This is a genomic window from Myxococcales bacterium (assembly GCA_016712525.1).
GTDB lineage: Bacteria > Myxococcota_A > Polyangia > Polyangiales > Polyangiaceae > JAAFHV01.
This window is the reverse complement of sequence record JADJQX010000006.1, coordinates 1-16,013: the sequence shown is the minus strand read 5'-3', so window position 1 is coordinate 16,013 and position 16,013 is coordinate 1. Positions and strand designations below refer to the sequence as shown.

Here is a 16,013-nt window from a genome sequence, read left to right as displayed (position 1 = left end):
TTCCCACCGTCCCAGGAGATTGGGTGATGAAAGGGCCTGTGAGTCGAGGGAACTACTTCCGGGGTGGGTCGCCACGCGCGCCGATGTGCCTCCCCCTGGCCGCTCGGAGGCTTCGCGTTCGCGAGTAGCATGCGGTGACGCTGGAGAGCGAAGCCGAGAACGGCCATTGGGGGAGGCCGCGGGGGCGGAGGCCGTGAGGCCGCGCACCCGCGGGTGGGGCACCCCTTCTCGCTCTCGACCCCGACACGGGCCTCCTGCACCTCGGGGCACGCGAGTCCGACCCGGAGACCGGAGCGTTCACGAGGCGCGACCCGAGCGGCCTCGAGGGAGGCGAGAACCAGTACGCGTACGCGGGAGGAGACCCGGTCAACTACTGGGATCCGGACGGAAATTTCGTCGCGGCGGTGGTGGTGGGGGCGGCGGTCGGTGGGGCCGAAGGAGCGGTCTTCGGAGCGGCCGACGAGGTCTTGGACCAGGCCTTCGACCCCGGGAGAACGGGGTTCGACTGCGCCGCGATACGATCGGCTGCAGGCCGAGGGGCGGCCGCCGGCGCAGCCGCCGGAGCGGCGGCGGCTGTCGGTAGAGGCGGTGCCTTCGGGAGCAACAAGTCGGGCCAGGCGACGTCGCGGACGAGCTGGCGGAAGGCTACCCCCCGGTCGGCGTGGGACAGAGCGGTCTTCGGCGCAGCCGACGAGGTCATGGACCAAGCCTTCGACCCCGGGAGAACGGGGTTCGATTGTGGTGCGATACGCTCGGCTGCAGGCCGAGGGGCGGCCGCGGGCGCAGCGCCGGAGCGGTCGCGGGAGGGGCAAGAGCTGCGTGGAACGGGGTTCCTCGTCCCGGCAAGGGACGGGGTTCCGTCCCGGAAGCGGGTAGAGACAAAAATCGCTTTTTCTCGCCTGGAGACCGGGCGAGGCAGCTCGACGCCAGGGGCTCCCGGAGGAGCCGACAAGAGGGGCTCGATGCCGCGTCGGCGCCGCGATCGCTTCGCGTGAGAGGCCCTCCCGCGCCCTCCCCTCCGGCCGCACCTTGCCCTCGACGCGCGCCCAGCTCCTCGGATAGTGTCTTCAGGCATGGGGACGAAGAAATCCACAAGCATCACGAAGAAGAAGACGGCCACCACCAAGGCCACGTCGGCGGGCAAGGGTGCCTCCTCGAAGAAGAGCGCACCTTCCGCTGCCGCCCATCCGTTGAACGAAGGGGGGCTCCGCGGAGAGCGCGAGCAGCTCGCCGCGCTGCGGGACGCCTTTCCGCCGCTCACACTCGAGGAGTCCGACGCCTTTCTCGCGACGAGCTCCCCGGAGACCTGCCGCGCGAAGGGCAATGGAACCAAAGCGCGCGACGTGGTCCGGATGGCCGTGGCGTGGGCGCGCACCCTCGGTGAAAACCCAGCCGATGCGGCCGTAAACCCGAAGCGGGCTCGCTGGTTCCTCGACTGCACGAGCGCGCTCGCCGAGCTCGTGGCAGGCAACACCATTCTCAGGAATCCCTCCGTGACCACGGTCGACACCGAGGCCTACCGGAACGCCGTCGATCTCACGGTCGACGTCAGGCGGGCCGCGAGGCGCGCGCTCGGCGACGACGCAGCGCGCCTCGACGCGCTGATGCAGGCGCTCAAGCCCGAGGCCCGCGACGCCAAGGCCGAGGCGCTTCGCGCGACCAAGGGCTTGCTCGAGGGGTGGCTCAGGGAGAAGGGCCTCGGCCTGCGCCTCCGCCTCCAGGACATCACGCCGGAGACGACCAACGCGCTCGAAGCCGCCGCAAAAGCCCTCGACGACGCCGCCGCCACGAAACGCGCGGCCACCCAGATCGACCGCGACTCTCCGGCCGAGAACGAGGCCGAAGGTCGCCTCCTCTTCGCGATGAAGTGGCTCTGGGACGACTTCAAGGCGGCCAGGCGAAAGGGGAAGTCCGCGCTGACGCTCCAGGTCTCCCCGGCCATCCTCCGAGGGCTCGGCATCGGGAGGTCGGGCGAGGCGGACGACGCCGACGACGAGGCCGCGCCCACGACGTGATGGGTGTGCGGGGGGGGCGCCGAGGGCAGGGAGCCGGGGGGGCTGCCTCGTGCGCGTACGGCCACGCGCTTCTTCACTTGGGAGCCGTGCCCCGCAGGACGTCGAGACGATTCGTCGGAGCATCGGGTGCGAGGAAGTCGGGGATGGTACGCGGGCTCCTCCGGGGCCTGCGAAGGAGCTCGAGCGGCCACTCGGTGACGCGGCGCTCCGGCACGTGCACGTACCTTCCCGGCTCGGGCTCGTCGATGTACTCCTCTTGGAGGACAAGGGCGAGCGGCTCCCCCGCGCCGGGCGCCGTCTCGGCGAAGGCAAGCGCATCCTCTGCCGAACAAAAGGCGTGGAAGTAGTCGTCTCCGTGCTCAGCATCGGGCGCGCCTCGATCAGGGTGGCACCAGACGCGATACTCGAGCACGGCGTCCCACACGAATCCGCCGCCTGCGTTGGCAGCTGCCGGATACCGCCCGACCCGGTCAGGGTCGAGAACGTCTGGATAGAGTGACTGGGTCATGTTTTGGTTTTCAGAGTCGGACCGAGCATCAGTCCAGTCGTTCCATCCTCGCTCGAGATCGAGACTTCTCATTCTCGTGCTCGAACAATCCGAATCCTGCGGCGAACGCGGCGAACGTCGGCCTTGGACCTATCTGACCTCTGGGAGGGCGACTTGGTGCTTTCATCGGACATCGTGCAAATCGACCCTCCGCCTGGAGCGGTGTTTATGGTAGACATGACTGCCCAACTCATGTTCGGCACCGCGAGACCGATAGCAAATCTGCTAAAGCAACCCGTGCACCACTCTGTTTCTGAAGGCCGTCGAAGCCATGCGGTTTCCTTCAACTTCCTCTCACAATTGGAAGGGAGCGTTTCGGCATTTGAGCACCTCGGCCCGCGGCTCAGAAGTTGATGAAGTTGCCCGGCGTGTCGAAGAATTCCTCCATCCGAGACTGAGTCATCCGATGTTTAGAATTGCCAAAGTAGGCGCACTTAATCTCGTCAACCAAGAAGCGACCGCCGGTCTTGTCGTAGTCGCGGAAGAAGTCGGGCGTGTAGAACGCTGGGGTTGTGGAGTAGGATGGAGAGCCTCCCTCATACTTGCAAGTATCGCAGAAGAAGTCCACCCGGCCGAGCCCGCCGCTGATGTGCCTGGTAAGAAACATGCGCGCAATGGGTCTGCTTCGACACTGCCAGCACTTCCCGGGTACTCGGAGGTGGCGCGCTCGTCGAACGAGGTCATCAAAGCGTTGTCGAGCGGCCCCGTGGAGGTTCTTGTCCGCGTTGTTTGCGATCATCCACCACACGTAGCCAGGGTCGTTGAAGAAGAGCCACTCTATGGTTCGTTCTGCATGTTTACCAAAGCCCAGCTTGTACGCCATAATCAGCTCCGAGAAGATGCGTGATGGTTCCGCGTCTGCCCAACGCTCGCGTTCAGCGGCAACCGCCACCGCGCTGCGCAGGGGCGTGATTGTGGGCGGTTGTCCGCTTTCTATCCACCCGTTGCGCCTTTCGCCAGCTCACCTCGAGTCCAGAGGCGGTACCGGGCATCAGCCACGTTCCGGTCCGAGAGTGCGCGATTAAATGCGACAGGTACCGTGAGTCCTTGAAGAAGATGGCAGGCAAAGAAGGTCTGAGCAAATAGGCTCCCGACCACCGCGTGGACAGGTTTAAATGGCGCAATTACGTGGTCCACCGCGCTGGCGGCTGAGATCGTTCTCGCGAATGGGGCGGTGCCAGTCTGGCACGCGAGGCAAACGATTGTTCGTCGCGGCAGGGCGTGGCTATTGAGTTCAAGTGACGTGACAATTGCATCGGCAGAGAGCGCGTTCGGTTGTCCGCCGAGCACCATGCCGTCGGCTGACGCGTGGCCGGCGAGAACCAAAATTGTTGCTGCTTCGCGCTCTCGCTTCCACAGGGGGTCGAGTTCGGACGCGCTGCGAATCTTGTACGAAGTAAGAGCCTCATCGGGAACCATAAGCCGAAGAAACTGGACGACACTTTTCGACAATGGATCAAGCGTTCCGAATTCAGAGGCGAAGTCTCCACACGTTAGAACGACAATTCGAAATACCTTACGAACTCTAGCCTTCTTGATCGGCGAGGTACCCCCCGCTACATCGACGGTGTCTTCACCAACTTGGGTAATCTTACGGCAGGTCACAGCGAAGGGCTGCTCGCCATCGAGGTAGCGGGTTGGCACCCAGACATCGGTGCCAACGTCGAATTCGACTCCTTCGGCACTTTGACCCGAAGGCTCCGATGCCGACGCTGCTGTGTCGGCTTCAAAGATTGTCGGCGGTCTGTTCGCTTCTTCAGTCATCTGTTTCCTTGAGGCCGAACGTTTGCAAAGCATCGCCCGGCGCCGGAATCGGAATCCACGCCACGGCGTTGACCTTAGGATGAATCTCCGCCCATCTTCTGACGATGCCAGGCCCGTACATGTCAAAGAACCGGGTGGCAGCCTGCGCAACGTCGATCTCTCGGCCAGTTAGACGAGCATAGTTCCCCTCGATGCAAGCAAACTCGTCGGAGAAGCCACTTCCCTTGGCCGGAGGAATACCGCGTGCTTGCAGGAACATGCTCAGGGTGATTGATATCGCCTGCTGGCGTATGCGAGGCGGTGGATGATTCAGGTCTAGACGATGTACACTGATGTCCTTCGCGCCAGCGCACCACAGATGAAACTGGGTCCCGACTGCCCGAAATACGTCAATAGCCGTACCGAGGTCCTGTTGCTGCGTCGTCGTGCGACCAAGAAGGTCGGTCGGGCAATTCGGCAAGCGGAGGATCATGTTGGTTGCGAAGTTGTCCGCGTCGTATTCGAGCGCCTGTCTCGTGAGACAATCGGCCGTCGCCGTCCCTTCCGGGTCTACCTCGAGAAGTGCGTTCCCGGGTCCAACAACAGCCAGATGTCCGTGGAATGCATGTCCGAGCTCGTGAAGGATGACAAACGAACATGCAATGAAGTCGAGCCAATCCGCGTAGGCGGCCCGCACAGGACACTTCGGGGAGACTGGGGAAAGCGGCATGTCCGTTGTCGACCCCTGCCAGATCAAGTCATTTGCGTTCGTAAAGTAGTCGAAGAGGGATGGAACCTCGGTTTCAAGGCTCGCGTCGCCTATCTCGGGCCAGACTTGCGGATGTGATAGCAGCCGAAAGAATATGTCACGGCTAATAACAAACACACCGAGGTTCACCGAGACCAGCGTGCGACCGTTAGGTTCCAGGCTGCAACTAGCGTTGAACGAGGCGTCGGTTCTGACCTCGAAGCGGAGGAGCTCTTCTGGACGTTCGATCTTGCAGTGAATACTGAACGCTGTGCTGATGAAGGCCACCAGCTTACGACAGTCGCCCACAACATCCTCGAGAGTGGCATAAGGCAAGGTGGCCCCATCAAGCGCATACATCTTGCGGCGCGCCTTTCGGCGAATACGTCGGGAGCGCCGTGTTCGAGGGTTCATGAAGGTCGCCCCTTCCAAGCAACTGTTGGGCCAACAGCGACCACCGCCGTCGCTCCTCGTTCTCATTCTGGTTCTCGAGCAATCCGAATTCTGCGGCGAACGCCCCTGTTCAGCGGCGGGCCGCGCAGCGGACCGTCCGCTGCAACCGGTTGTTAGGCCTTGAGATATATGCCTCTGCGCACATCGGCTTCCGCAATGTTCGTCAATTCGCCGACGATACTCTCCTGGTGCTGCGAAAAATAGTCTTGGCCAACCTCTAGCGTCGCTGAATACTCTGGACTGACCTGCGCTCCAGCAAGAAATACCTTTACGCAATACCGACCATCGAGAATTGCGACGCGCACTTCAAAGGTCTTGTCTTCATGTATAAAGGTGGAATTTTCCAAGCGTGATTCTCCAAATTGTGATGGACTGCGGACTGCGGTTGCTGAGATAGCAGCCGCAGCCCGAACCATCGATGGCTAGAGTAAGGTCGTGAGAAGATTTCCCTTGCCAACGAGACTACCCGTCCTGTCACGTGTTTCGTTGTTCTTCGGGTTGTAGGTTCCCTTCAAGCTACCTGTGTGGTCTCGAAGCTCCAACTTACCGTCCGAGAGAGTCTTGATCTTGCCGAGCAGCCTACCCGTCCTGTCTCTGAGTTCTTGATCTGCCATACGCTTCTCCTATTGCCGCAGGTTGATTTGGCCTCTGTGGCGCGGCACTCCATGTTGGCCTAACGTTTGCGTTCAGCGGCAATAACCAAAGGAGCCCGCGAAGCGGGGCGACTGCCGGTTCTTTGTCCGCTGCAACGCTCTGTTCGAAGACGAGAGCCCCGCCTCTTCGGCTGCGGATTTGAGTCTCTCGATTGCGTGCATGGTGCACGGGTATGCCGGGTTCCGCGGCGCCTTCGGCTCGCGCTCGGGTCTAGGCAGTTCACTACAGCAAATGTTAAGCCCCAAGCGCAGCAGTGATTGCCTTCAGCTCGGAGAGGTAGACCTCGATACGCGTGGTCTTCGACGCGCCGGTGGCGGCCTTGAGATACGCGCCTATGCTGGTTACCTTCTTGTCGGCGGTCCGTGCGAGCGCCTTGTTGGTGCTCTGCAATTTAACGAGAGCGTCCATCATTGCTTCGTAACTGGACGTACTTCTGTGCGCTATGCAGTTTCGAATGAACTTCGCTGCGTTCATGACTTTCTGATGGGAGGACGATAGCGCCTTGTACTTTGCTGCGTGCGCAGGGAGCAGGTTCTTTCCGGCGCGATCAATCATTTGCTTGGCATCGTAAAAGGTGATGTTGTGGCCGCGTGGATCCAAGAGCGGATACAGGTCGGCGGCCTTAATGTGCTTGATGGACCCAAGGCCGATCTTACCCGCGTACCAGACACCAAACTCCCGTTTGACTAGATCTTGAATCAAGCTCTGCTTCTTGGCGATGAAGACGCTGGAGTCCTTGTTGATGTACGAGAAGTACAGATCAGAAAGCGCTCCTTCGAACAAGATGGCGCCTGATAGAAAGACGTGCTCTGCCAGCAGAGAGGTGTCCGACTTTTCGGTCGGTAAACCGACCAGACTTTTGGCGGACCGCAGGTAGTAGTCCACCAGCTTCCTAATCTCAGCGTCAAAGTCGTCTGCGACGTCTTTTGGATTTAGCTTGTTCATGCAGAAGGGACCTCTCGGGATCTAACGTTAGCGTTCAGTGTCCGCTGCAACGCTCTGTTCGAAGGCATGAGCCTCGCCTCTGCTGCGGCTTCGAGTGAATGAAGGGGGTGTCGGCATGCTGTTCTACGGTTTTCCCTCAACGTCGCCAGTATTGAGCAGACCTGTCTAATCCCGAAAGCGGCCACGCGAAGACATCGACTCTGAGCGTTCCCGGCGGTAGACGGCTTCTTGTCCGCAAGGAGCACGAGGACGTCCCCGCCAAGGAACCCTGCCGTTCCAGCGAACCGGCAGTGGTTGCCATTCTTGGACAGGGGAGGCGACGAGGCGCCTCAAGCCCAAGAGACCCATCATGACCGTGCCAGTTCAAGTCGTCGACCCCTCCCCCGAAATAGAGACCTCTCGAACAATTTTGAATTCCTCGAACGTAAATTCGACAGCCCCGTCTATCCGACGCCCGCAGCCTATCCAGACCTCCTCTGCAGCCTATCTCATCCACCCTCATGCGCCAGCTCGCCGGTCTGGCCCAAGCTTTTCCCACTCTTCATCCCCAACATCCCAGCGCACAAATGGCGCGTTAGGCAGACCGGCATACCCCGGTCCAGCGGACTCGCGGAGCCGAAGGCGATCGAGCGGCTTCGGCCGGCCAGAGGCCCTCGGTAGAGCACGTGGGTGTCGCTCATGGTGGTCGAGACGTCAGCGTGGCCGAGGAGCTCTTGGACTGCACGGATGTCGGTGCCGGCGCGCTCCTTCACGTTCACCCCGATCGCCCCCGCCAAAGCTCTCGCCCGGCGGCCCGGCTCAGCGGACGACAAGCGCCCCATTCCCGCGAACGGGCCACAGGACCGCAGACCCAGCGCCGGAAGCCGGAACGCTACCCCTGCCCTCCCTCGCCTGCCCGCAGCCCCCGAAGCCCCCACCATCGCACCCTCCCCAGAAACCGCGAGACCCTCACACCACGCCCACCGTTCCTCAAGACCACACGAGGGCCCGCGGGGCGTCAACTCTTTACGTCGCGCGCTCGAACATTTTGTCTGCGGGCCGATCGCTCCCCATTCTGACGCGCATGCATCTCCTCCACGGCGTTCCATCGCCCCCCGCACGCGGGCTGTGCGCGCCCTAACAGCCCGTTGATTTTCTCCCGTCGGCCGCTCGCCGCCGCATCCCGAGCGCCTTCGTTGCGATCCTGCGGTGCGTGCTCACCTACAAAAGTAGGTTCCGCGCGCTCCTCGGATCGCGCCTCGGCGTTCGGGCGCGGGCGTCGAACGGCCTCGGTCCGAAAAATCAACAGGCTGCTAACGCCGTGCGGCGCAACTCCCGGCACATGTGCCGGCCTCGGTCTCGACTTCGGCGCCGTCTTCGTCGTGCACCCCCTGCAAGGCATCGCCCATGGCACCTTCACGACCCGAGCCTCGTGAAATCGCCTCCACGAGCACCCCGATCGCCTCCACAAGCACCCCGATCGCCTCCACAAGCACCCCGATCGCCTCCACAAGCACCCCGATCGCCTCCACGAGGGGGCCTCCCCCGCTTTCGACAGGCTCGATCCGACTTTCGAGACGGTCGGATCGCGATCACGACGGAGTCGACGGCACCTCTCTCACGGTCCCACCACCGGCCCCGCGTCAGCGTGCCTTCGTGACACCGGCGAAGCCCGCCGCACGCACCGCGGCCTCGACCCCGTCGAAGTAGGCCCGCTCCGAGGCCTCCCCGAGGGCACGCTGCCGCGCCCCGTCGTCGCCCACGCGATCGCCGCTCTTCACCCACACGGCCACGCCCGGCCCGCCGCTCTCGAACGGCACCGCGCACACGATCTTCGCGGCCGCGAGGTCGACCACGTCGATCGTGCCGGAGAGGACGGCCCCGGCCTTCGTCGCGTCGCGCTCGGAGAGGCGCACGAGACCGACGTGCGTCACCGTGAGCGCCGCGGTGAGCTCCGCCTCGGCCGCGGCGAGCGCCGACACGCTCCGCCCGGGTGTCGTGGTCTGGTGGAGCAGACGAAACACGGGCGACTCCACGAAGGCCGGCGACGTGTCTCCCTTCGAACCACGAGGGACACGCGCGGCGCTCGCGAGCGCCAAAGTCACACGCGGTCCGACGCACGGCGCCGCGGGCGCACGAGCTCCGACCAGGGTCGCGAGCGGGGCGAAGTGGTCGGTCGCGGCGGAGCGCGCCACGTCGAACGCGACCTCGGCCTCGTCGAGCGCGGCCTGGTCTCGACGCTCACGCACGAACATGACCACCGCGAAGAGCACGATCGCCGCGGCGACGGCACCGACCACCGAGCGCACCGACGACCTTCCCCGGGGCTCGTCCGAGGGCGGCAAAGGCTCGGTCGCGCCGGGCTCGGCGAGGGTGGCCTTCGTCGCGAACACCCGCCGCCGCGCGAGCGGCCAACCGACGCACCCGAAGCCCATGCCAAGGAGAAGCAAGGTCATGAGCGCGCGTGCCCCCTCGCCTCCCGACAAACGGGCGGTGAACGGCGCAGCGAGGAATACGCTCCCCATGGCGACCAACACGGCCGTCGTGACGATCGTCGGTCGGCTCTCTTCGGCCCCGCACTCGCGGCAACGCCACACCTCCACGCGGCCGGCGCGCGTACGGTCCTCGTGCGCGAAGGTGAGGCTCGGGTGCCTGCATCTTGGGCAGAAACGGGTCATGACCTGCCCGAGGAGTTACTCGAAGGCGCGCCCTCGGGCTGCTAAGAACGGCTCGCCACCATCGCGGCGACGAGGGCTCCGCCGATCACGAGCACGACGAGCACGAGCGTCACCGCGATGCGCGAGCGGCGCTTGCCCGCGTCGAACATGCCGAGCTCGTCGCTCGAGAGGTGCACGTCGGCGGCCCACGGATCGACCTTCGGCGCGGGAGCCAACGCGGCCGGCTTGGGCGCGACCGGCGCGGGCGCGGGGCTCGGCGCGGCGAGCACGGGGCTCGGCGCGGGCGTGGCGGCGAGGAGCGGCCCGGGTACAGGAACAGGAACGAACGCAGAGGCGGCAGCGACCGGCGCAGGCGCGGCCACGGCGGGCACACCACCCGGATCGGTCGACTCGAGCGTGCGCTCGGTGCGATCGAGCTTGGCCTCGAGCGAGGCGATGCGAGACTCGAGCGCGCGCACGTGATCCTCGAGCGGCTTCGTGAGCTCGCGGGCGACCGCCTGCGCGAGCATACGCACGTCTCCCTCGGAGAGACCGCCAGGGCGCTCGGTGACCGAGGTGACCGAGGCCGAAGGCGCGCGTGGCGCGACGCCGCGTGGGAGCTGGTATCCCCCGGGCTCGGTGTGCTCCGGGTTCGACTTCATGGGCGCGCGCGGCGAAACGCCCCCCTTCGACGGCATCTGCGCTCCGGCGGACACCTTGCCGGGAAGCGGAGACTCACCCGAGGTCGAGCGCATCGGAGGCCGGGGTCCTTGATCCTTCACGCCTCGAGCATAGCGGCCTGCGCTCGAAAGTGCTTCCCACAAAAGCGCGTCGGGCAGAGAGCCGAAGCTCCCTGCCCGATTCGCCAACTGTCCGTTTTCGTTACTTCTTCGGAGCCGAGGCCGCGGGCTTCGCGGGGGCCGCCGAGGGTTTGGCCGCGGGGGCCGAGCCGGCCGGCTTGGCCGAGGGAGCCGCGGAGGGCTTGCCCGCGGGAGCCGCGGTCGTCGTGGGCTTCGCGCCGCCGCCGGTGGCAGGCTTCGCGGTGCCGGGCTTGGCCGAGGCGCTGTCCGCGGGGGCCGCGCTGTCGTCCGGAGCGGCGCTCGTGAGGGCCGCGGCGACCGAGGTCTGCTTCACTTCGAGCTCGAAGGAGAAGCCTCCCTTGAAGTGCGAGGGGTCACCCTTGTACGCGTCGGTGATGTTGATCTTGTAGTCGCCCGGCTCGAGGTGGACCTCGGCGTCGTCGTGCTCGTCCTTGACGAAGCTCTTGCCGGTCGAGTCGGTCACGTTGAGCACCGGCTGGAGCGGGATTTTCACCGTCGACGGGGCCTGGGCGTGGATGTGGTAGGTGCCGGCCTTCGTGACCTTGAGCTTCACGTTCTCGCCGGAGTCGTTGTAGATCTTGCCGGTGCACTTGTGGCCGGCTTCGGTCTGGTCGGTGATGTCGCAGTAGTTCACGCCGGGGGCCGGCGGGTCGGCGAAGATCGAGACCGGGAGACCGATGAGGAACGAGACGCCCGCGCCGATGAAGCCGGCCATGGCCTTGGTCTTCGTGGAGCCGACGAGCTTGTCGCGGCCCTTGGTGGACGCGAGGAGCTTGCCGAGCATGCCGTCTTCTTTGGTGATGGTGCCGCCCGCGAGCTTGCCCATGACGAAGAGGTTGCCGGTCGGGGCCACGAGCTTCTCGATGCACTCGACGCCGTCACCCGTCTTGTCGCCACCGGGGACGCTCACGCTGGTGCGGAACTGACCGAACTGCACGTCGCCCCACGAGACGCCCTGCTTCTGGTTGAACGACTTCTCGAGCTCGACGTCCATGCCCTTGGTCGCGTCGACCGCGACCGGACCGGAGCCGTCGTTGACGAAGAACTGCGAGCCGACCTTCTGGGTCGTGATCGTGTTCTTGCCGGTCTCCTTCTTGGTGCCGTTCTCGGTGGTGACGTAACGGTGCCAGTGCTGGATGACTTCGATCTCGTAGTAGAGGCAGGGTTTGCCCGAGCAGGGCGCCACGAGCTGCTGCTGGCCAGGTTGAACCGCACCTTCGGTGCTGATCCGGCCCTGGGCGTCGGCGACGCTCGGGTTCGAGGCGATCTCGCCCGTCTTCTTGAACGGCGCGGCGAGGATCTTCTTCATCTTCAGGTGCTGCATGAGCCCGACCACGCCAGCGATCAGGGCCACGAAAATCAGGAAAAAGCCGAGGTATTGCACGGTGCCTTGTTCTCCTTCTGGTTCGTCCTACGCACGCCGTAGAAACTTCTCCCCTGGAAAAAACACTTGCCGGGAGGGTACGCGAAGCCCCCCGAAATAGGCGGAATATCGCCTCGTCCTACGCGGCCGTAACGCAGCCCTACGGGGCCAAAACGGGGCTTGCGCCCTCCGAAAAGAAAAATAGTGTGTGGCCTGCCCATGGATTCCATCGCCAGCCCGCCGAACTCGCTCATCGGAACCACCCTTCGCGAGCACGTGCTCGCCGGCATGCAGGCCGCCCCTGGCGCCACGGGGGAGTTCACCTCCCTCCTCAACCACGTCTCGCTCGCGGTCCGCATCATCAACTCGCGCGTCCGCTCCGCGGGCCTCGCCGGCCTCCTCGGGTACACGGGCGAGACGAACGTTCAGGGCGAGCGCGTCCAGAAGCTCGACACGTACGCGAACGACGTGATGTTGAGCGTGCTCCAGCGGAGCGGCCACTGCGGCGTCATCGCGAGCGAAGAGAACGACGAGCCCATCTACTCGAACCACGGCGGCAAGTACGTCGTGCTGTTCGACCCGCTCGACGGCTCGAGCAACATCGACACCAACGTCTCGATCGGCACCATCTTCGCCGTGCTTCGGCGGCGCGAGCCCACCCCCATCGTCGACGACGCCCTCCGCCCGGGCCGCGAGATCGTGGCCGCCGGGTACGCGCTCTACGGCCCATCCACCGTGTTCGTCCTCTCCACGGGCCACGGCGTGCACGCCTTCACGCTCGACCCGAACGTGGGCGAGTTCTTCTTGTCGATGCCGAACATCCGCTGCCCCAAGAAGGGCTCCACCTACTCGGCGAACGAGGGCAACTACGCCCGATGGGCCCCCGAGATCCGCCGCTGGGCCGACGCCATGAAGGCCGAGGATCCGGCGCGAGGTACCCCCTACGGCCAACGGTACGTGGGCTCCCTCGTGGCCGACGCCCACCGCACCCTCATGAAGGGAGGCATCTTCGCCTACCCGGCCGACGAGAAGGCCGCCTCCGGGAAGCTCCGCCTCCTCTACGAGGCGAACCCCATGGCCTACCTGCTCGAGCAAGCCGGCGGCGCCGCGACCACGGGCACCCACCGCATCCTCGACGTCCAGCCCACCGACGTGCACCAGCGCACGCCGCTCGTGCTCGGATCCACCGAGGACGTTGCATTCTACAAAGAGTTCGTCGCCGGCAAACGCTGACGGTCGCAGGTCAGCGCGCGACGGGATACCCGGTCTCCTGGGCGAGCCACCGGAGCGCGTCGCACGCGGAGAAGAGCCCCGTGATCTTGCCGTTGCTCGACACGATCGGCACGTGCTCGATCTCCGGGTTCGTCAGCAGCCCGACCACGGTCGCGAGCGGCGCGTCCTCGCGCAGGGTGTAGGGAACGGGGCGCATGAGGTCGCGGGCGACGAGCTCCGCCCGGCCGTCGCGCCGCCGCTCGCTCGCGCACCCGCGTAGGAAATCCGACCTCTCGAGCATCCCGACGGGGCGCCCCGCTTCATCGACGACCGGCACCCCCGTGACCGCTTCGTCCACGAAGAGAGATTGAAGGGCCGCGAATGGGGTGTCGCCCTCGACGCACGCGAACGTGCGCTCCGCGAGGACCGTGCGCTCCGCGAGATCGGCGCCCTTCGGGGACGCGAGCTGACAGACGACCGTGCGCGCGTCACCTTCGGTCTCGGGGAACGACACCACGTGGCGGCAGGCGTGGCAGTCGCTGAAGGGGACGCTGCACCCGCGCTGCTTGCAGAACACGTACTCGGCGCGCGCGGCGTCACCGTGGCCGCTCAGCACCACGCGCCGCTTCACGGCGCTCCTCACGAACACCTCGCCCATCCCGGGCTCGATCGATTCGGTCGTGTCGCCCTCGCCGAGTGCCGCGTCGCGCATGGCGATCCCGAGGAGCAACTTCGGCGCCAACGGAGGAACGCAGACGGCCGCTCATGGCCGAGATCCGCCACGCAGCCTTTGCGCGAGGGCGCAGAAATCAGGTCCGTTACGCCACGCTGCGCGCCTTCACCTCGGACAGATCGAGGTGGTGGGTCGCGTGCTGGAGGATGCCCCGCCTGTGCGAGACGATGACGACGGTGGTCTTGCCGACGAGCGCCGCGAGCGAGCCCGCGATCTCGAGCTCGGTCGCCTCGTCGAGGTTCGCCGAGGCCTCGTCGAGCACGAGCACGTGAGGGTCGGTGAGGAGCGCACGCGCAAGGCAGAGGCGCTGTTTTTGCCCGGCCGAGAGCCCCGAGCCGTCTTCGCCGATGGGGTACTCGAGCCCGCCCGGGAGCTTCTTCACGACCTCGCCGAGGCTCGCCTTCCCGAGCGCCTCCCAGAGGTCGTCGTCCCCGACGGGAATGCGTGCACCATACATGAGGTTGTCGCGGATGGTACCGGCGACCAAGAACGACTCGGCCCCCACGTAGCCGACGCGCACGTCTTCTCGCGCGAAGTACTCGGCGGGCCTCTGGCCACCGACCGTGACCCCGCCGGCCGAGGGCGCGAGCACCCCGAGCAGCAGCCCGAGCAGCGTGCTCTTCCCGCAGCCGCTCGGCCCGACGATGGCGAGCTGCGAGCCCTTCGCGATGTCGAGCGAGACGTGGGTCAAGGTGTCGGTCTCGGCGCCGGGGTAGCGGAACGAGAGCCCCGACACGACGATGCTCGGGGCCGAGCCCTCCTCGCGCGAGCGGTTCTCCTTCGAGAGCTCGGGGGCCGGGCGCACCTCCATGGCGACGGCCGACTCGCCCTCTTCGAGGGTCAAGACGTACTGGATCGACTCGCGGAACTGCGGCGTCACCTGGTTCGCCATGGAGAACATCGACACGGTGACCGAGAGCGCCTGCACGAACCGCATGAACAGGTAGAGGAACGAGATGAGCAGCAAGGGCGGCGTGTGCAGCACGTTCTGGCTCATGCCGAGCACCACCAAGATGAGCACCATGCCGAAGAACGGCGTAGCCGCCATGGAGGCCGAGCCGAGCGCGGCCGCGTCGACGAAGTGCTTCTCGTAGGTGTCGATCGAGGTGGCGAGCTTGTGGTGCTCGAGGCGCTCGGTGCGGAGCACGCGGACGAGCGTCGCGTTGCGGGCGATGCGCTCGATGCCCTCCGTCAAAATCTTGAGCTCTTCCGGGACCTTCTCGGCGATCGCCTGCGCCTTGCGGCTCGCCTTGAGCACCACCACGCCCACGAGGCCGAGGCCCAAGAGGGCGATCAGCGCCTCGCGCGGGGTGGCGAGGAACATGATGAGCAGCAGCACGCCCGCCTGCACCGCCGCGGCGAGCATGTTCGAGAAGTAGTAGGCGAAGTGCGACGCCTTGAGCGCCGTGTCGCCGACGCGCGCCTGCACGAGGGCCGCGTTGACCGGGCCGCGCTTCGGCGCGAGCAGCATCTCGTAGATGGCGTACCTGCGCCGCCGCGCCACGATCGCCTCTTGCGCCACGCAGGCCGCCTGGGTGCTCGTGTACTGGCAGACGAGCCGCACGAACGCCACGACGAGCAGGACCCCGCCGAGCTGGAGGTTCGTCGGCGCGAGCTTCTGGATGAAGGGCAGGCTCTCGGAGTTGACCGACATGAGCCCGAGCGTCTTCAAGAGGACCTGGAGCACCACCGCGACCGCGACCTCGACCATCGCGAGGGCGAGGGACGCGCTCGTCCCCATGCCGAGCCACGTGAGCGCCTTTCGCCCCGCGAGCGTCGTCGCTCCGCGGAAAATTCGGCGAGGCTCGCGCCAGGTGAGCGGCGCGGGCTCCGGCTTCGCGGCGAGGCTCGATCCGGCGGCCGACGTGCTCACGAGGAGCGCCCCTTTGGTGTCGCGTCGGCGTGGAGCACGGGCTTCGGCATGGTTGACGCTTCGGTTTTACAGGAACGGAGGCGAGAGTCGACCTTCGACCGGGGTGCGGCGCCCCTCGCCCGCGTTCACGCGAACTTCTTGGAGAGGGCCTCACGCACGGCGAGCGGCGCGTACCGCGACACGTCGCCCTTGTGGCTCGCGATTTCGCGCACGAGCGACGCCGAGACGAACCCGTAGTTGGTGCGCGTCGGCAAAAACACCGTGTCGATG

Annotated in this window: 16 protein-coding genes and 1 pseudogene; 3 read left to right on the top strand and 14 right to left on the bottom strand. The window is 65.6% G+C overall.

All coding sequences use genetic code 11. The annotated features are described in order from the left end of the window. Positions 1 to 254: 254 nt before the first annotated feature. Both IPK71_12035 and IPK71_12030 read left to right on the top strand, forming a co-directional pair. Positions 255 to 995 carry a hypothetical protein gene (locus tag IPK71_12035; protein MBK8214462.1) on the top strand — a complete coding sequence of 247 codons (741 nt, stop codon included), beginning with the start codon at positions 255 to 257 and terminating at the stop codon, positions 993 to 995. A gap of 78 nt (positions 996 to 1,073) precedes the next feature. Beyond that, positions 1,074 to 2,015, top strand: coding sequence for a hypothetical protein (locus IPK71_12030; GenBank protein ID MBK8214461.1), 942 nt, complete (start codon positions 1,074 to 1,076; stop codon positions 2,013 to 2,015). Between the two features lie 73 nt (positions 2,016 to 2,088). Here IPK71_12030 and IPK71_12025 read toward each other — a convergent pair whose 3' ends face one another. The 11 genes and pseudogenes from IPK71_12025 to IPK71_11975 form a co-directional block, all read right to left on the bottom strand. Then, complete coding sequence (locus IPK71_12025) at positions 2,089 to 2,523, bottom strand: GCN5 family acetyltransferase (GenBank protein MBK8214460.1); 435 nt, start codon at positions 2,521 to 2,523, stop codon at positions 2,089 to 2,091. Between the two features lie 382 nt (positions 2,524 to 2,905). Next, positions 2,906 to 3,385 carry a hypothetical protein gene (locus IPK71_12020; GenBank protein ID MBK8214459.1) on the bottom strand — a complete coding sequence of 160 codons (480 nt, stop codon included), beginning with the start codon at positions 3,383 to 3,385 and terminating at the stop codon, positions 2,906 to 2,908. A gap of 110 nt (positions 3,386 to 3,495) precedes the next feature. Beyond that, positions 3,496 to 4,326 (bottom strand): hypothetical protein, encoded by an 831-nt coding sequence (locus IPK71_12015; protein ID MBK8214458.1) that lies wholly within the window; start codon positions 4,324 to 4,326, stop codon positions 3,496 to 3,498. After that, positions 4,319 to 5,467, bottom strand: a complete 1,149-nt coding sequence (locus IPK71_12010; GenBank protein ID MBK8214457.1) for a hypothetical protein — start codon at positions 5,465 to 5,467, stop codon at positions 4,319 to 4,321. Before IPK71_12010 ends, IPK71_12015 begins: the two co-directional genes overlap by 8 nt. Before the next feature lie 461 nt (positions 5,468 to 5,928). After that, entirely contained in the window at positions 5,929 to 6,120 is a 192-nt protein-coding gene (locus tag IPK71_12005) for a hypothetical protein (protein MBK8214456.1), read from the bottom strand. A 274-nt stretch (positions 6,121 to 6,394) separates the two neighbouring features. Further along, positions 6,395 to 7,105 (bottom strand): hypothetical protein, encoded by a 711-nt coding sequence (locus tag IPK71_12000; GenBank protein ID MBK8214455.1) that lies wholly within the window; start codon positions 7,103 to 7,105, stop codon positions 6,395 to 6,397. 659 nt (positions 7,106 to 7,764) lie between these two features. Beyond that, positions 7,765 to 7,848: pseudogene (locus IPK71_11995) on the bottom strand (tyrosine-type recombinase/integrase). Positions 7,849 to 8,397: 549 nt separating this feature from the next. Further along, positions 8,398 to 8,616: a hypothetical protein gene (locus tag IPK71_11990; protein ID MBK8214454.1), complete on the bottom strand. Its 219-nt coding sequence runs from the start codon at positions 8,614 to 8,616 to the stop codon at positions 8,398 to 8,400. 111 nt (positions 8,617 to 8,727) lie between these two features. After that, positions 8,728 to 9,762: a hypothetical protein gene (locus IPK71_11985; protein ID MBK8214453.1), complete on the bottom strand. Its 1,035-nt coding sequence runs from the start codon at positions 9,760 to 9,762 to the stop codon at positions 8,728 to 8,730. A 41-nt stretch (positions 9,763 to 9,803) separates the two neighbouring features. Beyond that, positions 9,804 to 10,496 carry a hypothetical protein gene (locus IPK71_11980; protein ID MBK8214452.1) on the bottom strand — a complete coding sequence of 231 codons (693 nt, stop codon included), beginning with the start codon at positions 10,494 to 10,496 and terminating at the stop codon, positions 9,804 to 9,806. Between the two features lie 127 nt (positions 10,497 to 10,623). Further along, positions 10,624 to 11,916, bottom strand: a complete 1,293-nt coding sequence (locus tag IPK71_11975; protein MBK8214451.1) for a hypothetical protein — start codon at positions 11,914 to 11,916, stop codon at positions 10,624 to 10,626. 228 nt (positions 11,917 to 12,144) lie between these two features. On the opposite strand from IPK71_11975, the gene fbp reads away from it, so the two are divergent. Continuing rightward, positions 12,145 to 13,158 (top strand): class 1 fructose-bisphosphatase, encoded by a 1,014-nt coding sequence (gene fbp, locus IPK71_11970; GenBank protein ID MBK8214450.1) that lies wholly within the window; start codon positions 12,145 to 12,147, stop codon positions 13,156 to 13,158. 10 nt (positions 13,159 to 13,168) lie between these two features. Here fbp and IPK71_11965 read toward each other — a convergent pair whose 3' ends face one another. The 3 genes from IPK71_11965 to coaD form a co-directional block, all read right to left on the bottom strand. After that, the gene (locus IPK71_11965) at positions 13,169 to 13,849 is read right to left on the bottom strand and encodes a CBS domain-containing protein (GenBank protein MBK8214449.1); all 681 of its coding nucleotides are present in this window, start codon (positions 13,847 to 13,849) and stop codon (positions 13,169 to 13,171) included. Positions 13,850 to 13,955: 106 nt separating this feature from the next. Beyond that, positions 13,956 to 15,743, bottom strand: coding sequence for an ABC transporter ATP-binding protein (locus tag IPK71_11960; GenBank protein MBK8214448.1), 1,788 nt, complete (start codon positions 15,741 to 15,743; stop codon positions 13,956 to 13,958). A 125-nt stretch (positions 15,744 to 15,868) separates the two neighbouring features. Next, positions 15,869 to 16,013 (bottom strand): pantetheine-phosphate adenylyltransferase (coaD, locus tag IPK71_11955; GenBank protein ID MBK8214447.1); only part of this gene is annotated, 145 nt, incomplete at its 5' end.